The organism is Rhodovulum sp. BSW8, assembly GCF_003314725.1.
Taxonomy (GTDB): domain Bacteria; phylum Pseudomonadota; class Alphaproteobacteria; order Rhodobacterales; family Rhodobacteraceae; genus Rhodovulum; species Rhodovulum visakhapatnamense.
Window position 1 is genome coordinate 1 of record NZ_QNVX01000011.1, and the last position, 18949, is coordinate 18949.

The 18949-nt window shown below is 67.5% G+C and carries 18 protein-coding genes, 1 tRNA gene and 1 pseudogene; 11 read left to right on the plus strand and 9 right to left on the minus strand.

Annotation, left to right across the window (positions count from 1 at the left end):
- Positions 1-176 precede the first annotated feature (176 nt).
- The 6 genes and pseudogenes from DSD19_RS07250 (at position 177) to DSD19_RS07265 (ending at position 4473) form a co-directional block, all read left to right on the plus strand.
- The gene (locus tag DSD19_RS07250) at positions 177-686 is read left to right on the plus strand and encodes a glycosyltransferase family 2 protein (RefSeq protein WP_165828080.1); all 510 of its coding nucleotides are present in this window, start codon (positions 177-179) and stop codon (positions 684-686) included.
- A gap of 630 nt (positions 687-1316) precedes the next feature.
- Positions 1317-1537: pseudogene (locus DSD19_RS22725) on the plus strand (glycosyltransferase family 2 protein); the annotation flags it as partial.
- Positions 1538-1637: 100 nt separating this feature from the next.
- Positions 1638-2135, plus strand: a complete 498-nt coding sequence (locus DSD19_RS22730) for a hypothetical protein (protein ID WP_371412557.1) — start codon at positions 1638-1640, stop codon at positions 2133-2135.
- A 100-nt stretch (positions 2136-2235) separates the two neighbouring features.
- The gene (locus DSD19_RS21310; RefSeq protein ID WP_133260382.1) at positions 2236-2670 is read left to right on the plus strand and encodes a hypothetical protein; all 435 of its coding nucleotides are present in this window, start codon (positions 2236-2238) and stop codon (positions 2668-2670) included.
- A gap of 23 nt (positions 2671-2693) precedes the next feature.
- Positions 2694-3134: a hypothetical protein gene (locus tag DSD19_RS22560; RefSeq protein WP_256359746.1), complete on the plus strand. Its 441-nt coding sequence runs from the start codon at positions 2694-2696 to the stop codon at positions 3132-3134.
- Entirely contained in the window at positions 3058-4473 is a 1416-nt protein-coding gene (locus DSD19_RS07265; protein WP_113669106.1) for a nodulation protein NodH, read from the plus strand. The genes DSD19_RS22560 and DSD19_RS07265 overlap by 77 nt, the downstream gene beginning before the upstream one ends.
- A gap of 93 nt (positions 4474-4566) precedes the next feature.
- Here the strand turns inward: DSD19_RS07265 and DSD19_RS07270 are convergent, their stop codons facing one another.
- The 8 genes from DSD19_RS07270 to DSD19_RS07305 all read right to left on the minus strand — a co-directional run bounded on the left by DSD19_RS07270 (position 4567) and on the right by DSD19_RS07305 (position 9610).
- A complete protein-coding gene (locus DSD19_RS07270) occupies positions 4567-5031 on the minus strand; it encodes a PTS sugar transporter subunit IIA (RefSeq protein WP_075783941.1) in 465 nt (154 codons plus the stop codon).
- Between the two features lie 60 nt (positions 5032-5091).
- Complete coding sequence (hpf, locus tag DSD19_RS07275) at positions 5092-5649, minus strand: ribosome hibernation-promoting factor, HPF/YfiA family (protein ID WP_075783940.1); 558 nt, start codon at positions 5647-5649, stop codon at positions 5092-5094.
- Positions 5650-5999: 350 nt separating this feature from the next.
- Entirely contained in the window at positions 6000-6764 is a 765-nt protein-coding gene (gene lptB / locus DSD19_RS07280; protein WP_075783939.1) for an LPS export ABC transporter ATP-binding protein, read from the minus strand.
- Positions 6764-7264, minus strand: a complete 501-nt coding sequence (lptA, locus tag DSD19_RS07285; protein WP_371412555.1) for a lipopolysaccharide transport periplasmic protein LptA — start codon at positions 7262-7264, stop codon at positions 6764-6766. The genes lptB and lptA overlap by 1 nt, the downstream gene beginning before the upstream one ends.
- 22 nt (positions 7265-7286) lie before the next feature.
- Positions 7287-7904 (minus strand): LPS export ABC transporter periplasmic protein LptC, encoded by a 618-nt coding sequence (gene lptC / locus DSD19_RS07290; RefSeq protein ID WP_113669107.1) that lies wholly within the window; start codon positions 7902-7904, stop codon positions 7287-7289.
- 3 nt (positions 7905-7907) lie between these two features.
- Positions 7908-8864 carry an SIS domain-containing protein gene (locus DSD19_RS07295; protein WP_113669108.1) on the minus strand — a complete coding sequence of 319 codons (957 nt, stop codon included), beginning with the start codon at positions 8862-8864 and terminating at the stop codon, positions 7908-7910.
- Between the two features lie 4 nt (positions 8865-8868).
- A complete protein-coding gene (locus DSD19_RS07300; RefSeq protein ID WP_113669109.1) occupies positions 8869-9480 on the minus strand; it encodes a ribonuclease D in 612 nt (203 codons plus the stop codon).
- A gap of 43 nt (positions 9481-9523) precedes the next feature.
- A tRNA-Leu gene (locus DSD19_RS07305) sits at positions 9524-9610 on the minus strand.
- A gap of 140 nt (positions 9611-9750) precedes the next feature.
- On the opposite strand from DSD19_RS07305, the gene DSD19_RS07310 reads away from it, so the two are divergent.
- The gene (locus tag DSD19_RS07310) at positions 9751-10737 is read left to right on the plus strand and encodes a complex I NDUFA9 subunit family protein (protein WP_113669110.1); all 987 of its coding nucleotides are present in this window, start codon (positions 9751-9753) and stop codon (positions 10735-10737) included.
- Here the strand turns inward: DSD19_RS07310 and DSD19_RS07315 are convergent, their stop codons facing one another.
- Positions 10738-11541 carry an undecaprenyl-diphosphate phosphatase gene (locus tag DSD19_RS07315; protein WP_075783933.1) on the minus strand — a complete coding sequence of 268 codons (804 nt, stop codon included), beginning with the start codon at positions 11539-11541 and terminating at the stop codon, positions 10738-10740.
- A gap of 229 nt (positions 11542-11770) precedes the next feature.
- Here DSD19_RS07315 and DSD19_RS07320 point away from each other — a divergent pair, with 229 nt between their 5' ends.
- The 4 genes from DSD19_RS07320 (at position 11771) to DSD19_RS07335 (ending at position 18863) form a co-directional block, all read left to right on the plus strand.
- A complete protein-coding gene (locus DSD19_RS07320; RefSeq protein WP_113669111.1) occupies positions 11771-13204 on the plus strand; it encodes an NAD(P)-dependent oxidoreductase in 1434 nt (477 codons plus the stop codon).
- An 11-nt stretch (positions 13205-13215) separates the two neighbouring features.
- Complete coding sequence (locus DSD19_RS07325; protein WP_207802429.1) at positions 13216-13680, plus strand: GFA family protein; 465 nt, start codon at positions 13216-13218, stop codon at positions 13678-13680.
- A complete protein-coding gene (gene gltB / locus DSD19_RS07330; protein WP_113669112.1) occupies positions 13677-18215 on the plus strand; it encodes a glutamate synthase large subunit in 4539 nt (1512 codons plus the stop codon). Before DSD19_RS07325 ends, gltB begins: the two co-directional genes overlap by 4 nt.
- 141 nt (positions 18216-18356) lie before the next feature.
- Positions 18357-18863, plus strand: a complete 507-nt coding sequence (locus tag DSD19_RS07335; RefSeq protein ID WP_108028683.1) for a DUF1269 domain-containing protein — start codon at positions 18357-18359, stop codon at positions 18861-18863.
- Positions 18864-18949: the final 86 nt, after the last annotated feature.

Genomic DNA, 18949 nt, shown 5'->3' on the forward strand with positions numbered 1-18949 from the left:
GGGTCCCCGAACGCTCCGACCTCCCCACCATGATCCAGGACGCCTGGAAATGGTTCCAGTCACAAGGGTACAGGGGCTAAGGCTCTTTTTCCGACCCGGACGGGCCCCGGTGGGCCCTCCGGCTGCACTGGCGCCGCGCACGGCTTCTGGCCCGGGCGCTGCGCAAGCGAGGCGAGTTGCGGCCGGCCGCGGACCGCACCGCCGCGATCCTCGCCTTCGCCTGCCTCCGGAACGAGGCCGAGCGTCTGCCCTATTTCCTCGACCATCACCGGCGGCTTGGCGTCAGCCAGTTCCTGATCGTCGACAATGCCAGCACCGACGCCACGCCGCGGCTTCTGGCCGACGCCGCCGACGTTTCGGTCTGGCGCAGCGAGGCGTCCTATCGCGCGGCGCACTTCGGCATGGACCGGCTGACCTGGTTCCTGACCCGCCACGGGGCGGGGCACTGGTGCCTGACGCCCGATGCCGACGAAGTGCTGGTCTTTCCGCGCCATGACAGCCTTGGCCTGCGCGCACTGAACGCCTGGCTCGACGCCCGCCGCATCCCGAAGCTGGCCGCGCTGATGCTGGAGCTTCACCCCGAAGGCTCGCTGTCCTCGGCCCGCCGTGCGCCCGGGGCCGATCCGCTAGACGTGCTGCCGCTGTTCGATGCCGAGGGCTATCTCTGGGACCGCCAGCGCCGCTAGGCCGGGGTCTCGATCCGCAGGGGCGTCCGGCGGCGGGCCTTCCTCGCCGACGCGCCCGAGCGCGCCGCATCTGCACAAGACGCCGCTGATTCTCTGGAGGCGCGGCCATGTCGATGTCAGCTCGATCCGCATCGCCTTGCCGCGCCGCCTGAATGCGGGCTTCGATGCGCGGCGGGACGCGCCCAGCGGCGCGCTTCTGCACAGCAAGTTCCTGGACCTCGCGCTGGCGGAATTGGCCGAGGCAAGATCCGTTGTCGGCATTTCACCCATCCCGGCCGCTATGCGCCCATTGCGACGCGATCCGTGCCGACCCGATTCGGGCCGATGCCCGGTCCGTGCGGTTCCGCAACTGGCGTCAGTTGCAGGCGCTGGGGCTGATCGCGGGCAGGCACTGGGCGCCGCCGGGTGCGCTTTAAGAAAGGTCTGGGCGGTTTCCATTGGGCCCGATCCGACGGGGACCGGCAGGAGGCCGCTTGGGCGCCATCTCCATATATCGGCTCAGGCTCGAACGCGAGCTCTGGAAACTGCGGGCACGGCGCGCGCGGTGCCAGTTGCGGTCTGCCGCCGACCGGACGGTGCAGATCCGCCCCCGGCGCGCTTCTGGCCTGTGTCTGCCTGCGCAACGAGGCGGTGCGGCTTCCCTATTTCCTGACCTGTTACCGTCGGCTTGGCATCGACCACTTCGCGATCATCGATACAGGGTCCGGAGACGGGTCGCGGGCATTGTTGCGGGACCAGCCGATTTGTCGCTCTGGACCACCGGGGCAAGCTACCGGCAGGCGCATTTCGGTATCGACTGGCTGAACGGGCTGCTGAGCCGCTGCGGGCACGGCCATTGGGCGCTGACCGTCGATGTGGACGCGTTTCCGGTCTATCCCCATTGCGATACGCGGCCTCTGCGGGCGCTGACCGACGGGTTCGACTGCGCGCGGGGGCCGGTCCTTCGGGGCGATGCGGGTCGACACCTATCCGAAGGGGCTGATCGGCGCCGCGCGCGATCACGCCGGGCGGGACCCGTTCGAGATCGCCTGCTGGTTCGACAGCGGCAGCTACAGATTCCGGAAGGACTCCACCTATCGCAATCTGTGGATTCAGGGCGGCCCGCGCGCCCACGCTGAACAAGATCCCGCTGGTGCGCTGGCGCCGCCCCTATGCCTATACCAGCTCGACCCACCGGCTGCTGCCGCGCGGGCCGAACCTCGTCCAGGACGAGACCGGCGGCGAAAAGGCCTGCGGCGCGGTGCTGCACGCGACGTTTCTGGATGTTTCGCCGTCAAGGCCGCCGAAGAGGCCGAGCGCCGACAGCACTATGCCGGCGGCCGCGAATACCGCGCCGACCGCACCGGTCTGGATCGGGGGGCAGAGCCTTGGTGCGACGGGTCCGAGACATATGCAGGCTGGCGCCAGCTGGACCTGCCGGGACTGATTTCGCAGGGCAACTGGGCATGAGCGTCGGCTTTGTCATGATCGTGCATACCGCGCTCGACCGGGCCGCCGCCGTGGCGCGGCACTGGGCCGAGGCCGGGTGCCCGGGGCCGAGGTCGTGGCCATGCGACAGCCGCTGGCCGGGCTGGCCAATGTGCGCTTCTGCGCCCGCCACCGCTGCGAATGGGGCTCCTGGGCCATCGTGCGGGCCACGCTGGCGGCGGTCGAGCTGGCGCTGGCCGCCGTTCCCGAGATCGGCCGTCTATCTGGCATCGGGCGCCTGCCTGCCGCTGCGCCCTGCGTCCTGCGCCCTGCGGCCGACCTGACCGCCTGTCTCGCCGCGCGGCCCGAGACCGACGTCTTCGAATCCGTTACCGCCGACGAGGCCCCCTGGGCGATGGGCGGGCTTAGCACCGAGCGCTTTTCCTTGAGCTTTCCCTTCGCCTGGAAACGGCATCGCCGGGTGTTCGACTGCCACGTCGCGCTGCCGCGGCGGCTGGGGGGCGCCGCCCTCCCGCCGGGGCCGAGCCGCATCCGGGCTCGCAATGGTGGTGCCTGACCCGGCGCACGCTGACCGCGATCCTGACCGATCCGGTCCGGCGCCGGATCGACCGCTATTTCCGCCGGGTCTGGATCCCGGACGAAAGCTATCTCCAGAGGCTGGTGTGCCGCCACGGCCGCCGGGTCGAAAGCCGGTCGCTGACGCTGTCGCGGTTCAACCGGCAGGGGCGGCCCTTCGTCTTCTACGACGATCACCTGCAGCTTTTGCGTCGGTCGGACTGTTTCGTCGCCCGCAGGATCTGGCCCGGGGCGGACTGGCTTTACGATACCTTCCTCGATCCGGGTCTGCCGTCGCGCGGGGCGGCCGAGCCCGATCCGGCGCGGCTCGACCGGATGCTGACGGCGGCGGATGACCGGCGCGTGCGGGGGGCGGCCCGGGCTTGTCATGCAAAGCCGCCTGCCCAGCCCGGACTGGGCCCATGCCACGACATGCGCACCGTTTTCCGTCCTGCAGGGCTTTGACGAGTTTTTCGAAGATCTCGAGCCCTGGTTCGAACGCCATGCCGGGGCCCGCGCGCATGGGCACCTGTTCGCGCCGGAACGGGCCGAATTCGCGGGCGGCGGGGCGTCCTTTTCGGGCGGAATCTCCGATGCGACAGCGCGGCGCGACTACGATCCGGTCGGCTTTCTGCGCAACCTGATCTGGGCCGGGCGCGGCGAACGCCAGTGCTTCATGTTCGGACCGGCCGACCGGCAAGAGATCGCCTGGCCTCTGGCCATCGACCGCAATGCCCATATCGCGGTGGCGACCGGGGCCTGGACGGTGCCGCTTTTTCGGTCGGGGCAGGATTTTGCCGTGCTGCGCAAGCGCGCAGCCGAGCTGCAGAGGATCGAGGCCGCCTTTCTCGATATCCTCCGCGCGCCCCAGGTGCGGGTGCGGTTCGGTCCCGCGGAATTCGCCGACCGGTTCGATCGGCTGGGCGCCTTCCGGGCGCAGCTGACGCGCAGGCTTCAGGTTGCGGGCCAGACCCCGTTCCGGATCGGCTATGGCCAGATCGCCGATGTCGAGGTGCTGAACGGCCTGCTGGCCTTCCTGGAAACCGACGCCCGGCTGGACGCCGCGCCCCCCCGGCTGAAAAATCAGAACCCCGGGCCGCTTTCGGCGCGGGTCGAGAATTTCGACGAGATGACGCGCGCGCTGGCCGATCCCGACCCTTGCGCGCTGTTTGATGAAAACCTCTTCGAGCCGCGGCCCGGACCTGCCCTGCGGCGCCATGTGGCTGCGCCCCGAAGCCCGCTTCTGTCCCTTCCGGTGCCGGGCGGGCCGGTGGCAGAGATCGAGGCCTGGCTGGCCGCGCTGGACGGGCTCGGCCCCGAGGCGCTGCGGCGGGGCTTTACCCGCAAGACGCTGGACGACTGGCTGCGGCGCCATCCGGGCCATCGCAGCTTTACCGTGATCGGCCATCCGCAGGAGCGGGCGCATCGCGCCTTTTGCCGCCATGTCCTGCCGGTCGGTCCGGACAGCTTCCCGCGGCTATGCCGGGCGCTGCGCGAGCTTTACGGGGTGCCGCTGCCCGAGGGCGGACCCGGCGGGCCGGGCTATGATGCGGCTGCGCACCGGGCGGCGTTTCTTGGGTTTCTGACCTTCCTCAAGGGCCAGCTTGGCGGCCAGAGCGCGCTGCGCGTCGATCCGTCCTGGGCGTCGCAATCGGTTCTGCCGGAGGGCATGGCGCAATCGCTGCTGCCCGACCGGATCATCCACGCCGGGACGCTGGGCTGCGATCGGCCGAGCTTGCCGCAAGTCTCGGGCAAGCGGCCCCGGCGCTGCCCGATCCGGCGCCGGTCGGGCCGGTTCCCCTAGCCGCGATCCATGTCGCGGACCTGAACGCGGCGGCGGCCGAAGCCTGCCGCCGCGATTTCCTGAGATTCGGCTTTGGGGGCTGGCCCGGCCAGGTCAGGCCGCCTGCGACGCCGCCGCCTCGGTCAGCACCGCATGCAGCGTGGCCGGGTCGGTATTGGCGCGCAGCTTGGCGCAGACGGTGCCGTCGCGCAGCGTGCGCGACACCAGCGCCAGCGCCTTCAGGTGATCGACGCCGGAATCGAGCGGCGCGAACAGCGCGAAGATCAGATCGACCGGCTGGCGGTCGACCGCCCCGAAATCGATCGCTTTTTCCAGCCGGATGAAGGCGCCCCGGACCCGGTCGATGCCGGACAGCCGGGCATGGGGCAGGGCCACGCCCTGTCCCACCCCGGTCGGCCCGAGGCTCTCGCGTTCCTGCAGGGCGTCGACGGCGGTGCCCGAGGGCAGCGCATAGGCGGCGTGGGCGACCTCGCCAAGCTCCTGGAACAGGCGTTTCTTGCTGGACATGGTGCCGAAGACGCGAACGGCTTCCGGCGTGATGAGCGTGGATAGCTGCATAGGCCTCTCGCTTCGGACGCGCCGCGCCCGGATAACGGACGCGGCAGTGTCAGCTGCGGGTCAGGGTTCGATCCAGCCCACGTTCCCGTCTTCGCGGGCATACACGACGTTGATGTTGCCGGTCTTCTCGTTCCGGAACACCAGGAGGGCCGCGCCCTTCAGCTCCATCTGCATGACCGCCTCACCGACCGAGATCGACGGAATCTGGGTTTCCATCTCGGCGATGATCATCGGCTGCAGGTTGTCGGACTCGTCATTTTCGTCCGTCGCTGCGAGGATATACGCCGAACCGCCGGAAAGTTCCACCGGTTCCGAACGATCGCGGTGATGGTCCTTCAGCCGGCGCTTGTGGCGGCGCAGCTGTTTTTCCATCTTGTCGCAGCAGCTGTCGAAAGCGGCGTAGATCTCGGTGGCATGGGCGCTCGCCTGAGCGGTCAGGCCGGTCGACAGGTGCACCGTCGCCTCGCAGACATATTGATGCGCGTTCCGCGAGAACACCACGTTGGCATCGGTCGGCCGGTCGGCATACTTCGAGACGGCAGCGCTCAGCTCGTCCTTGACATGGGTCTGCAGAGCCTCGCCGATGTCGATCTGTTTGCCGCTGATCTGGTACAGCATTGTTCCTCCTGAGATTGCCTGCAGGCGCAGGGTTGCACTCCGTTAAGGCCGGGGCGCGGCGGGGTCAACGGCAACAAGGAAGCGTATCCCTGTCTGCGGCCCTTTTGGCGCGGGCGTCGGATGGATGGCGGACGGGGCAGGCATCGCGCGTATTTGGCGACAGGTCCCCCCGCCATGTCAACGCCCTCGCCGCGCTGCGCTGCGGCAGCGCCGGTCCGCGCGACCGGCCCGAAAGCTGACGCGACGGGCGGCCATGGCAGCGACTTGGCGGCGGTCCTGCCGGTCGGTTCGGCAAAACCCGGCCAAGGTCGCGGAAAAGGCGGGAAGAAGACGGCCTGCATGCCCGGGCCTCAGGTGATCCGGAAGCTCTGGCCAAGGTAGACCCGGCGCACGTTCTCGTCGCGGATCACCTCCTGGGTGGTGCCGCTCATCAGCACCTTGCCGTCGTGCAGGATATAGGCGCGATCAACGATCTCCAGCGTTTCGCGGACATTGTGATCGGTGATAAGCACCCCGATTCCCCGGGTCTTGAGGTCGGCGACCAGGTTGCGAATCTCGCCCACGGCAATCGGATCGACGCCGGCGAAGGGCTCGTCGAGCAGGAGGTAGCGGGGATTGGCCGCGAGGCAGCGCGCGATCTCGACCCGGCGCCGTTCCCCGCCCGACAGCGACAGGGCGGGCGCGCGGCGCAGATGTTCGATGGAAAATTCCGACAGCAGTTCTTCGAGCCGCTCGCGGCGCTTGTGGCGGTCGGGCTCGACGATTTCGAGCACCGCCTTGATGTTGTCCTCGACATCGAGCCCGCGGAAGATCGAGACTTCCTGCGGCAGATAACCGATGCCCAGCCGCGCGCGGCGATACATCGGCAGCGTGGTCACGTCGCGGCCGTCCAGCAGGACCTTGCCGCCCTCGGGGGTCAGCAGACCGGCGACGGCATAGAAGCAGGTGGTCTTGCCCGATCCGTTCGGGCCGAGCAGCGCGACCACCTCGCCCCGGTCGAGGCTGAGGCTGACATCGCGGATCACGGGTCGGCGGCGATAGCTCTTGCGCAGGTCGACGACCCGCAGCCCGCCGCCGGGCTCTGCGAAACCAAAGGCTGCGGCACCGTCCGCCATCACGGCTTGTCCGAGGCCGGGGTCAGCACGGTCCGCACGCGACCCTCCATCGCGCCGGTGCCGCGGTTCAGATCGACCTCCAGCCGCTGTCCCTCGACGGCGTTGTCGCCCTGGGTCAGCAGCACGTCGCCGGTCATGACGATGGTGGCGGTGTCGATGCTGTAGACGGCCTCCTGCGCCTGGGCCGCATCCTCGCCCAGCACCAGAACCACCGAGCCCGAGGCTTCGAGCCGCGAGATCTTGCCGCTGCCTGCGCCGCCCGAGCCGTAGACCACAAGCACCCGCGCGGCCGAAAGGCGCAGCGTGCCCTGCCCCACGACGACATCGCCGCTGAAGACGGCAGTGCCATCGCCCTGATCGACGCTCAGGCTTTCGGCCGTGACCTCGACGGGCAGCGACGCATCGTGATCGAGCGACCCGAAGGCGATCTGGGCGCCCTGCGCCCAGGCGGCCACCGGAACAGCCAAGACCAGCGCAAGCGCCGCCAGACGACCGCGTATCGACACGACCGGACCCTTTCCCCTAATGCTCGGGCTCATATATCAGCCTCACGCCGTCCTTGAAAACCAGAAGATACCTGCCCTTGTCCGCGGGGTCGGCGCTGAGCGTCATGCTGCCTGCCTCGATCCGGCCGGGCGGTCCGTTGGCGGTGACCGGGCCGTCCGCCTCGACATTGGTGTCCGCGAAGGCCGACCGCAGGCGGTCGGTCTCGATGGTGTAGCCGGTCGAGGTCGAGATCCGCGCGTCGCCCTCCAGTACCGCCACCTGATCCGAGGTGTCGATCGACCCGGTATCGGCCTCGATCTCGGCCGAACTGCCATCGGGCAGGGTCAGCCGTGCCTGCATCGCCTGGGCCTCGCCGCGGCCGGGCCGGTCTGGGTCCGACCGGGCCGAGTCGGCCCGCATCGAGATCGCGGTGCCGTCGCGGGTGACACCGGCATAGTTGGGCGCGCCCAGCCGCTGCTGGCGCAGCAGGTCGTCGATCTCGACCTTGGCATAGGGCAGGCCGTCGCCGGTGCCGGCGCTGCCATGGTCGCGCGAAATCAGGAACAGGGTCGACAACAGCCCCAGCGCGGCCAGCGGAAACACGATCTTGGCCGCTGCGATGAACCGGGAATAGGCGTTGTCATAGGACCGCATATGTCATGCGACCCCGGCGCGCAGGCAGTCGTGGATATGCAGGATGCCGACGGGGCGACCGGTCTCGACCGCAAAAAGACAGGTGATCTTGCGGTCGTTCATCACCGCGACCGCCTTTTCGGCCAGCACGTCGGGGGCGATGGTCAGCGGGTTCGCGGTCATCACCTCCTCGACGCTGCGCTCCAGCAGGCCCGTCATGTGGCGGCGCAGGTCGCCATCGGTGACGATCCCGGCCAGCCGTCCGTCGATGTCGGTCACGCCGACGACGCCAAAGCTCTTGCGGCTCATCACGATCAGCGCCTCGGCCATCGCAGTGCCCACCGGCACCAGCGGGATGTCCTCGCCCGAATGCATCAGGTCCGCGACGGTCGACAGCCGCGCCCCCAGCTTGCCGCCGGGGTGGAATTCGCGGAAATGCTCGGGGGTGAACTGGCGGTGCTCCATCAGCGCCACGGCCAGCGCATCGCCCAGTGCAAGCGTCATCGTGGTCGAGGTGGTGGGCGCCAGCCCCATCGGGCAGGCCTCGTCGGCGGGCGGCAGCACCAGCGCCACGTCGGCCTGGCGCAAAAGCGTGCTGCCCGGCTTGCCCGCGACGCCGATCAGCGGAATCCCGAAGCGGCGGGTATAGGCGACGATATCGGCCAGCTCGGGCGTCTCGCCGGAATTCGACAGCACGAGGCAGACATCGCCCCGCGCCACCATGCCCAGATCGCCATGGCTGGCTTCGGCGGGGTGGACGAAATGCGCGGGCGTGCCTGTCGAGGCGAAGGTCGCCGCGATCTTGCGCGCGACATGGCCCGACTTGCCCATGCCCGAGACGATGACCCGTCCGGTGGCGCCAAGGATGGTTTCGACCGCGCGGGTGAAGTCCTGGTCGAGGCTCTCGGCCAGGCGATGGACGGCGTCGGCCTCGATCCGCAGAACGCGGCGGCCGATGGACAGGCAGGTTTCGGGCGTCATGGTCTCAATGTGCGAAGATGTCGGTCTCGGGCCAACCGGAAAGATCGAGCCGGGCCCGGGTCGGCAGGAAATCGAAGCAGGCCTGGGCCATCTCGCTGCGGCCCTCGCGGGCCAGCATGCCGTCCAGGGTCTCTTTCAGCCGGTGCAGGTACAGCACGTCCGAGGCGGCATAGTCGAGTTGTGCCGGGCTCAGCGACGCGGCGCCCCAGTCCGAGCTTTGCTGCTGTTTCGAGATGTCGATGTCCAGCAGTTCCTGCAGCAGGTATTTCAGCCCATGCCGGTCGGTATAGGTGCGCACCAGCTTCGAGGCGATCTTGGTGCAATAGACCGGCGCGGTGGTCACGCCGAACGTGTGCTGCAAAATCGCGATGTCGAATCGGCCGAAATGGAAAAGTTTCAGCGTTTTCGGATCGGCCAGCATCCGGGTCAGGTTCGGGGCCTCGGTCTGGCCCTGCGCGATCTGCACCATATGCGCGTCGCCGTCGCCCGACGACATCTGCACCAGGCACAGCCGGTCGCGATGCGGGTTCAGCCCCATCGTCTCGCAGTCGATGGCCACCACGGGCCCGAGATCGAGACCGTCGGGCAAGTCTTTGGAATGTAGGTAATTCGCCACGTCTTCCCCTGACTTTAGGGGATGATTCCCCGGCTTTTGGGGTTGGTGCCCAGGAGAGGACTCGAACCTCCACGTCCTTGCGAACACTAGCACCTGAAGCTAGCGCGTCTACCAATTCCGCCACCTGGGCAGGTGTCGTGAGGCGGTGATCTATAGGTGGCCGCAGACGGTGTCAACGGCGATTTTTGCCTCGCGATACGATCTCTTGCTTGGGGCGCCCGGCCCCTATATTCGGTTGCATACCATCATATGCCAAGGAGGCGTCTCTCCATGTCCAAGCTGGTCACCATCTTCGGCGGGTCGGGATTTGTCGGCCGCTACGTCGCGCGGCGCATGGCCCGCGCGGGCTGGCGGGTACGCGTGGCGGTGCGGCGTCCGAACGAGGCGCTGTTCGTGCGCACTTATGGCGCGGTGGGGCAGGTCGAACCCGTGCTGTGCAATGTCCGCGACCGCGACTCGGTCCGGCTGGCGCTGCAGGGGGCCGAGGCGGCGGTGAACTGCGTCGGCATCCTTGCCGAATCGGGGCGCAACACCTTCGGGCTGGTGCAGCATTACGGCGCGCTTCACATCGCCGAAGAGGCACGGGCGGCCGGGGTGACGCGGCTGGTGCAGATCTCGGCGATCGGTGCCGATATCGAGTCGGACAGCGCCTATTCCGAAACCAAGGGGCGCGGCGAGGCGGCGGTGCGCGAGAGCTTTCCCGACGCGGTGATCCTGCGGCCTTCGCTGGTGTTCGGTCCCGAGGATCAGTTCTTCAACCGCTTCGCGCAGATGGCGCGGTTCTCGCCGGTTCTGCCGGTGGTCGGCTATTTCACCCGGTTCCAGCCGGTCTATGTCGACGACGTTGCCGCCGCTGCGGCGAAAGCCGCGATGGGCGAGGCCGCGCCGGGCATCTACGAACTGGGCGGCCCCGAGGTGCGGAGCTTCGGCGAACTGATGGAAGAGATGCTTGAAGTGATCGGCCGTCCGAACCGGATCGTGCTGCCGCTGCCGCTGGCGCTGGGTGCCGCGATGGGGACGGTCTTCGATCTGGTGCAGTCGCTGTCGCTGGGGCTTCTGGACAACAAGGTCGTGACCCGCGACCAGGTGCGCAATCTCGGGCGCGACAATGTCGTGGGCGAGGGCATGCCGGGGCTGGCCGAACTGGGCATCCAGCCCACCGCGATGGAGGCGGTGTTGCCGGAATATCTTTGGCGCTACCGCCCCGCGGGTCAGTTCTACGAAATCCGCGAGGCGGCCAAGCGGCTGCGTCCCTGATCAGGTATAGGCGATCCACAGCAGGACGAGGCCGAGGATCACCCGGTAGACCACATAGGGCGTGAAGCTGATCGACCGGGCCAGCCGCATCATCACGGCCAGCGCGATCAGCGCCGAGACGAAGGTAAAGCCCGCGGCGATGGCGCCGTCGCGCAGCACCGCCATGTCGGCCTCGGCCGCGGCCTTGCCGCCGACCAGCACCGCCGAGGCCAGGATCGTCGGGATCGACATCAGCATCGACAGCCGCGCGGCGCCGACCCGGTCATAGCCCAGCATCCGCGCCCCGGTGATGGTGATGCCCGACCGCGAGGTGCCGGGGATCAGCGCGACCACCTGCCACAGGCCCAGGATGATGGCGTGTTTCAGCGTCCAGGTATTGGCCTTGCGGGTCTCGGGAAAGCGGGTATCCGCGACCCACAGAACGAGGCCGAAGATCAGCATGGTCCAGCCGATCACCGCGATGCTGCGCATCATGTCCTCAAGCCCGGTCAGTTCCAGCACCAGCCCGACCGCCATCACCGGAATGGTGGCCACGATCAGGCACAGCGCCAGAAAGGCGCCGGGCGTGTCGATCTTGCCGCGCGCGACCCGGGTCAGGCCGCCCAGGGCCAGCATCGCATCCTTCCGGAAGTAAAGAACGACCGCCGCGAGCGTGCCGACATGCACCGCCACGTCGATGATATGGCCCTGGTCGGCCATGCCGGTCAGGCCCGGCAGCAGAATCAGGTGGCCCGAAGAGGAAATCGGAAGAAACTCGGTGATGCCCTGGATCACCGCGATCAGAAACAGGTGGAAAAGCGTCATGGGATGGCCCGGAGGTTCAGGATGGCGCCCAGCATAGGGGCGTGATTCGGAAAGGGAAGACTTCGCCATAGGGAATACGTGCTGACCTAAAAAAGCGGTTTGCCGCAGGGTGGGCGGAGATGAGAGCGAAATTTCTTGCAAATAAGACAGCATTGCTGACTTTTAATGGATGAGCTTCCTTCGTATAGAAGCGTCCCGAAGGTCCCGACCCATCCTGGAAGGAAAGGCAATGGCGCAGCAAAAGATGCTTCAGTTCGTCCGCGTGGCGAAAGAGACGCCGGAGAAACGCGAGGCCGGTGACCGCGCGAAGGATTTCGACGAAATCTACGCCGAATTCGCGGCCGAGAAGGCCGCCGAGCAGGCCTCGCGCTGCAGCCAGTGCGGCGTGCCGTTCTGTCAGTCGCACTGTCCGTTGCACAACAACATCCCCGACTGGCTGCGGCTGACCGCCGAGGGCCGTCTGGAAGAGGCCTATGCGATGAGCCAGGCCACCAACACCTTCCCCGAGATCTGCGGGCGGATCTGTCCGCAGGACCGGCTGTGCGAAGGCAATTGCGTGATCGAGCAGTCCGGCCACGGCACCGTGACCATCGGCGCGGTCGAGAAGTACATCACCGACACCGCCTGGGACGAAGGCTGGGTGCCGCCGATCGCGCCTGCCGAAGACCGCAGCGAAAGCGTGGGCATCATCGGCGCGGGCCCGGGCGGGCTGGCGGCGGCCGACCGGCTTCGGCGCGCGGGCCTTCAGGTGACCGTCTATGACCGGCACGACCGGGCGGGCGGGCTGCTGACTTATGGCATTCCCGGCTTCAAGCTGGAAAAGGACATCGTCATGCGCCGCGTGGCGCAGCTGGAACAGGGCGGTGTCGAGTTCGTGCTGAACTGCAATGTCGGCACCGATATCAGCTTCGACGCGATCCGCGGCAAGCATGACGCGGTGCTGATCGCGACCGGCGTCTACAAGGGCCGCGACCTGACCGGCCCCGGCGCGGGTGCCCAGGGCATCGTTGCCGCGCTGGATTACCTGACCGCCTCGAACCGGGTCAGCTTTGGCGACGAGGTGCCGGAATACCTGTCGGGCGAGTTGAACGCCGAGGGCAAGCGGGTGATCGTGGTCGGCGGCGGCGATACCGCCATGGACTGCGTGCGCACCGCGATCCGGCAGGGCGCGGTCAGCGTCAAATGCCTTTACCGCCGCGACCGCGCCAACATGCCGGGCTCGCAGCGCGAGGTTCAGAATGCCGAGGAGGAGGGCGTCGATTTCGTCTGGCTCTCGGCGCCGAAGGGCTTTGCCGGCGATCCGGTGACCTCGGTCATGGTTCAGAAGATGCGGCTTGGCCCGCCGGATGCCTCTGGGCGGCAATCGCCCGAGGTGATCGAGGGCGCCGATTATGTCGAGCCTGCCGATCTGGTGATCAAGGCGCTGGGCTTCGAGCCCGAGGACCTGCCCGCGCTTTGGGGCGAGGACGCGCTGGAAGTGACCCGCTGGGGCACCGTGAAGGCCGATTTCCGCAGCCACGAGACCTCGCTGCCGGGCGTCTTCGCGGTCGGCGACATCGTGCGCGGCGCAAGCCTTGTCGTCTGGGCGATCCGCGACGGGCGCGAGGCGGCCGACAGCATTCTCGACTTCCTGGCGCAGCCCGCCCAGGTCGCCGCGGAATAGGGGGCCAGCCGATGTCGGACACCACTCTGAAGGGGCACTGTCTCTGCGGCGCCGTCACGGTCGAGATCGAACCGGCGCAGCAGGTGCTTGGCGTCTGCCATTGCGGGATGTGCCGCAAATGGACCTCGGGGCCGCTGATGGCGGTCCATACCACGCAGCCGATCCGGGCCGAGGGTCCGGTCAAGACCTATGCCTCGTCGCAATGGGCCGAGCGCGCCTTCTGCTCGGACTGCGGCTCGTCGCTCTGGTACGCCTTCACCGCCGAAGGCGCGCACAAGGGGCATTGCTTCGTGTCGGCCGGGCTGTTCGAGGGCACCCGCGACCTGCCGCTGAGCTCGGAGGTCTATATCGACAGCAAACCCGGCGGCTATGCCTTCGCCGGCGATCACGTGCGGTTGACCGAGGCCCAGATGATGGCCGCCGCCGCAGACGGAATGAGCATGGGCTCGACGGGCTCCGAAGGAGAACAGAAATGACCAAATACGATGCCGCCTGGGTCGCCCGGGAAGAAGCCAAGCGGGCTTTCGTGGCCGAACACGGTCTTTACAGCCCCGAAGACGAACATTCGTCCTGTGGCGTGGGTCTGGTCGTTGCCATCGACGGCAAGCCCTCGCGCAAGGTCGTCGAGAACGGGATCGACGCGCTGAAGGCGGTCTGGCACCGCGGCGCGGTCGATGCCGACGGCAAGACCGGCGACGGCGCGGGCATCCATGTGCAGATCCCGGTGCCGTTCTTCTACGACCAGATCCGCCGCACCGGCCACGAGCCCCATGCCGACCGTCTGATCGCCGTGGGCCAGGTCTTCCTGCCGCGCACCGATTTCAGCGCGCAGGAGGTCTGCCGGACCATCGTCGAGACCGAAGTCCTGCGCATGGGCTACTATATCTACGGCTGGCGCCACGTTCCGGTGAATATCGACGTCCTGGGCGAGAAGGCCAACGCGACCCGGCCCGAGATCGAACAGATCCTGATCTCGAATTCCAAGGATGTCGATGAAGAGACCTTCGAGCGCGAGCTTTACGTCATCCGCCGCCGGATCGAGAAGGCCGCCGCCGCCGCCCAGGTGCCTTCGCTTTACATCTGTTCGCTGAGCTGCCGGTCGCTGATCTACAAGGGCATGATGCTGGCCGAGCAGGTCGCCGAGTTCTATCCCGACCTCAAGGACGACCGGTTCGAATCGGCCTTCGCGATCTATCACCAGCGCTATTCGACCAACACCTTCCCGCAATGGTGGCTGGCCCAGCCGTTCCGCATGCTGGCCCATAACGGCGAGATCAACACCCTGAAGGGCAACCTCAACTGGCTGAAAAGCCACGAGATCCGGATGGCGTCCTCGGCCTTCGGCGAGCTTGCCGAAGACATCAAGCCGATCGTGGCGCAAGGGTCTTCGGACTCGGCCGCGCTCGATTCCGTGTTCGAGGTTCTGGTTCGTGCGGGCCGCAACGCGCCGATGGCCAAGACCATGCTGGTGCCCGAGGCCTGGTCGCAGCAGACGGTCGAGCTGAAACAGTCCTGGCGCGACATGTATGCCTATGTGAACTCGGTGATGGAGCCCTGGGACGGTCCGGCCGCCCTGGCCATGACCGACGGCCGCTGGGTCTGTGCCGGTCTCGACCGGAACGGCCTGCGCCCGATGCGCTATGTCGTCACCGGCGACGGCCTGCTGATCGCCGGGTCCGAAAGCGGCATGGTCCCGACCGAAGAGGCCACCGTCCGCGAGAAGGGCGCGCTGGGCCCGGGGCAGATGATCGCGGTCGACATGACCGAGGGCAAGCTGCTGCGCGACAGCGAAATCAAGGACATGATGGCGGCCACCCAACCGTTTGGCGAATGGCTCGACAAGGTGACCGAGATCGACGAGGTGCTGACCGCGGTGTCCGAAAAGCCGCTGTTCGACGGGGCGGACCTGCGCCGGCGGCAGATCTCGGCGGGCTACACCATCGAGGAAATCGAATCGATCCTGATGCCGATGGCCGAGGACGGCAAGGAGGCGCTGGCGTCGATGGGCGACGACACGCCCTCGGCGGTCCTGTCCGAGAAATACCGCCCGCTCAGCCATTTCTTCCGGCAGAACTTCAGCCAGGTGACGAATCCGCCGATCGACAGTCTGCGCGAATACCGGGTGATGAGCCTGAAGACGCGCTTCGGCAACCTGCGCAACGTGCTTGACGAGGATGGCAGCCAGACCCGGATCGTGATCCTGGAAAGCCCGTTCCTCGGCAACGCGCAGTTCGACGAGCTGGTGAAGCACTTCTCGGTGCCGATGGCCGAGATCGACTGCACCTTCCCGCCGGGCGCGGGACCCGAGGCGCTGCGCCTCGGGCTGCAACGCATCCGCAACGAGGCCGAGGACGCGGTGCGTTCGGGCGCGGGCCATATCGTGCTGACCGACCACCATCAGGGCGAGGACAAGGTCGCGATGCCGATGATCCTCGCGACCTCGGCGGTGCATAGCTGGCTGACCCGCAAGGGGCTCCGGACCTTCTGCTCGCTGAACGTGCGGTCTGCCGAATGCGTCGATCCGCATTACTTCGCGGTGCTGATCGGTTGCGGCGCCACCACGGTGAACGCCTATCTGGCCGAGGACACGCTGGCCGACCGCATCAAGCGCGGCCTGCTGGATTGCAGCCTGACCGAGGCCGTCGGCCATTACCGCAAGGCCATCGATCTGGGCCTTTTGAAGATCATGTCCAAGATGGGCATCTCGGTGATCTCGTCCTATCGCGGCGGGCTCAATTTCGAGGCCGTGGGGCTGTCGCGCGCGATGTGCGCCGAGTATTTCCCGGGCATGCACAGCCGCATTTCCGGCATCGGCGTCACCGGCATCCAGCGCAAGCTGGAAGAGGTGCACCGGCTGGGCTGGAAGGGCGGCCAGGATGTGCTGCCGATCGGCGGTTTCTACAAGGCCCGCCGCACCGGCGAACGTCACGCCTGGGAAGCCAGCAACATGCACATGCTGCAACAGGCCTGCAACACGGCGTCTTTCGAGGTGTGGAAGCAGTATTCGGCCGCGATGCGCTCGACCCCGCCGATCCATCTGCGCGATCTGCTCGACATCAAGTCGCTGGGCAAGCCGGTGCCGCTGGACGAGGTCGAATCGATCACCTCGATCCGCAAGCGCTTCGTGACGCCCGGCATGTCGCTGGGGGCGCTCAGCCCCGAGGCGCACAAGACGCTGAACGTCGCGATGAACCGGATCGGCGCCAAGTCCGACTCGGGCGAGGGCGGCGAGGACCCGGCGCATTTCTATCCGGAACCCAACGGCGACAACCCCTCGGCCAAGATCAAGCAGGTGGCTTCGGGCCGGTTCGGTGTCACCGCCGAATACCTGAACCACTGCGAAGAGCTTGAGATCAAGGTGGCCCAGGGCGCCAAGCCCGGCGAGGGCGGCCAGCTTCCGGGGATGAAGGTCACCGACCTGATCGCGCGTCTGCGGCATTCGACCAAGGGCGTGACCCTGATCTCGCCGCCGCCGCATCACGACATCTACTCGATCGAGGACCTGGCGCAGCTGATCTACGATCTCAAGCAGATCAACCCGCGCTGCAAGGTGACGGTCAAGCTGGTGGCCTCTTCGGGCGTCGGCACCATCGCCGCCGGTGTGGCCAAGGCCAAGGCCGACGTGATCCTGATCTCGGGCCATAACGGCGGCACCGGCGCCTCGCCCGCGACCTCGATCAAATATGCCGGTCTGCCCTGGGAGATGGGCCTGACCGAGGCGCATCAGGTGCTGTCGATGAACAACCTGCGCGAGCGGGTGACGCTTCGGACCGATGGCGGGCTGCGCACCGGGCGCGACATCGTCATGGCGGCGATGATGGGGGCCGAGGAATATGGCATCGGCACCGCCGCGCTGATCGCCATGGGCTGCATCATGGTCCGCCAGTGCCAGTCGAACACCTGCCCGGTGGGCGTCTGCACCCAGGACGAAAAGCTGCGTGGCAAGTTCACCGGCAATGCCGACAAGGTGGTGAACCTCATCACCTTCTACGCCCAGGAAGTGCGCGAGCTGCTCAGCCAGATCGGCGCGCGGTCCATGGACGAGATCATCGGCCGGTCGGACCTGCTGACCCAGATCAGCCGCGGCTCTGCCCACCTCGACGACCTCGACCTGAACCCGCTGCTGATCCAGGTCGATGCCAACGACCGCCCGACCCTCGACCGCAGCCGGCCGCGGACCGAGGTGCCGGATGCGCTTGACGCCGAGATCCTGCGCGATGCCGCCCCGTTCTTCGAGGATGGCGAGAAGATGCAGGTCAGCTATGCGGTGCGGAACACCCACCGGACCATCGGCACCCGGGTGTCCAGCCACATCGTCCAGCGCTTCGGCATGCGCAACAAGCTGCAGCCCGACCATCTGACCGTGAAACTTGCGGGCAGTGCCGGGCAGTCGCTGGGGGCGTTCGGGGCGCCGGGGCTGAAGATCATCGTCGCGGGCGATGCCAACGACTATGTCGGCAAGGGTCTGTCGGGCGCGATCATCGTGGTGCGCCCGCCGCTCAGCTCGCCGCTGGTGGCCTCCGAGAACACCATCATCGGCAATACCGTGCTGTACGGGGCGACCGACGGGCATCTCTTTGCGCTGGGCCGGGCGGGCGAACGCTTTGCCGTGCGGAACTCGGGCGCCAAGGTGGTGGTCGAGGGTTGCGGCTCGAACGGGTGCGAATACATGACCGGCGGGATTGCCGTGATCCTCGGCACCATCGGCGCCAACTTCGGCGCGGGCATGACCGGCGGCATGGCCTATCTCTACGATCCCGAGGGCGAGGCGTCGCTGAAGATCAACCCCGAGACGCTGATCACCTGCAAGGTCGCGGTCCAGCACTGGGAGGCCGAGCTGAAAGGCCTGATCTCGCGCCATGCCGAAGAGACCGGCAGCCCCAAGGCGCGTGATATCCTCGCCCATTGGGAGCTGGAAAAGGGCAACTTCCTGCAGGTCTGCCCGCGCGAGATGCTGCCGCACCTGACCCATCCGCTGGGCAACGAAGAACGCGCGGTTCCGGCGGAATAAAGCCTGTTTGAGCCTGAAGATGAGGACCCCCGCCGCCGAAAGGTGCGCGGGGGTCACTCGTTTTTGATCCCGCGACGGGTTTCTCGGCAGGCCTCGCGGCCCCACCTCCTTTGGTAATTGAAACTGTAAAAGGAGGTTGAAATGGCCGATCTGATTGCCGTGGCCTTCGACGATGAAAGCAAGGCCTTCGACATGCGGGGCGAACTGGTCCGGATGCAGAAGGATTACCTGCTCGACATGGAAGACGTGGTTGTCGTGACCCGCAACGACGAGGGCAAGGTCAAGCTGCACCAGGCGGTGAACCTGACCGCGGCGGGCGCCGTGGGCGGGTCGTTCTGGGGGCTTCTGATCGGGCTTCTGTTCCTCAACCCGCTCCTGGGGCTCGCGGTGGGCGCGGGCGCAGGCGCCATCGGCGGCGCGCTCAGCGACATCGGAATCGACGACGATTTCATGAAGGAGCTGGGCGAGAAACTGACCCCCGGCAGTTCGGCGCTGTTCGTCCTGGTGCGCAAGGCCACCGGCGACCGCGTGATCGAGCGGCTGCGCGAGGTCGATGCCGAGGGCCGCATCCTGCGCACCTCGCTGTCGAAGGAAGACGAGGCAACGCTGCGCGAGGTGCTTGAGCGGACCCGCGACAAGGTGGCCTGACCCCGGGGCTCTCGTCGCCGCGGCGCCCCGGCAACGACGGGCCTTGCGGGGCGGTGGCCAAGCGCTGCGGGCTCGGCTATCACGCG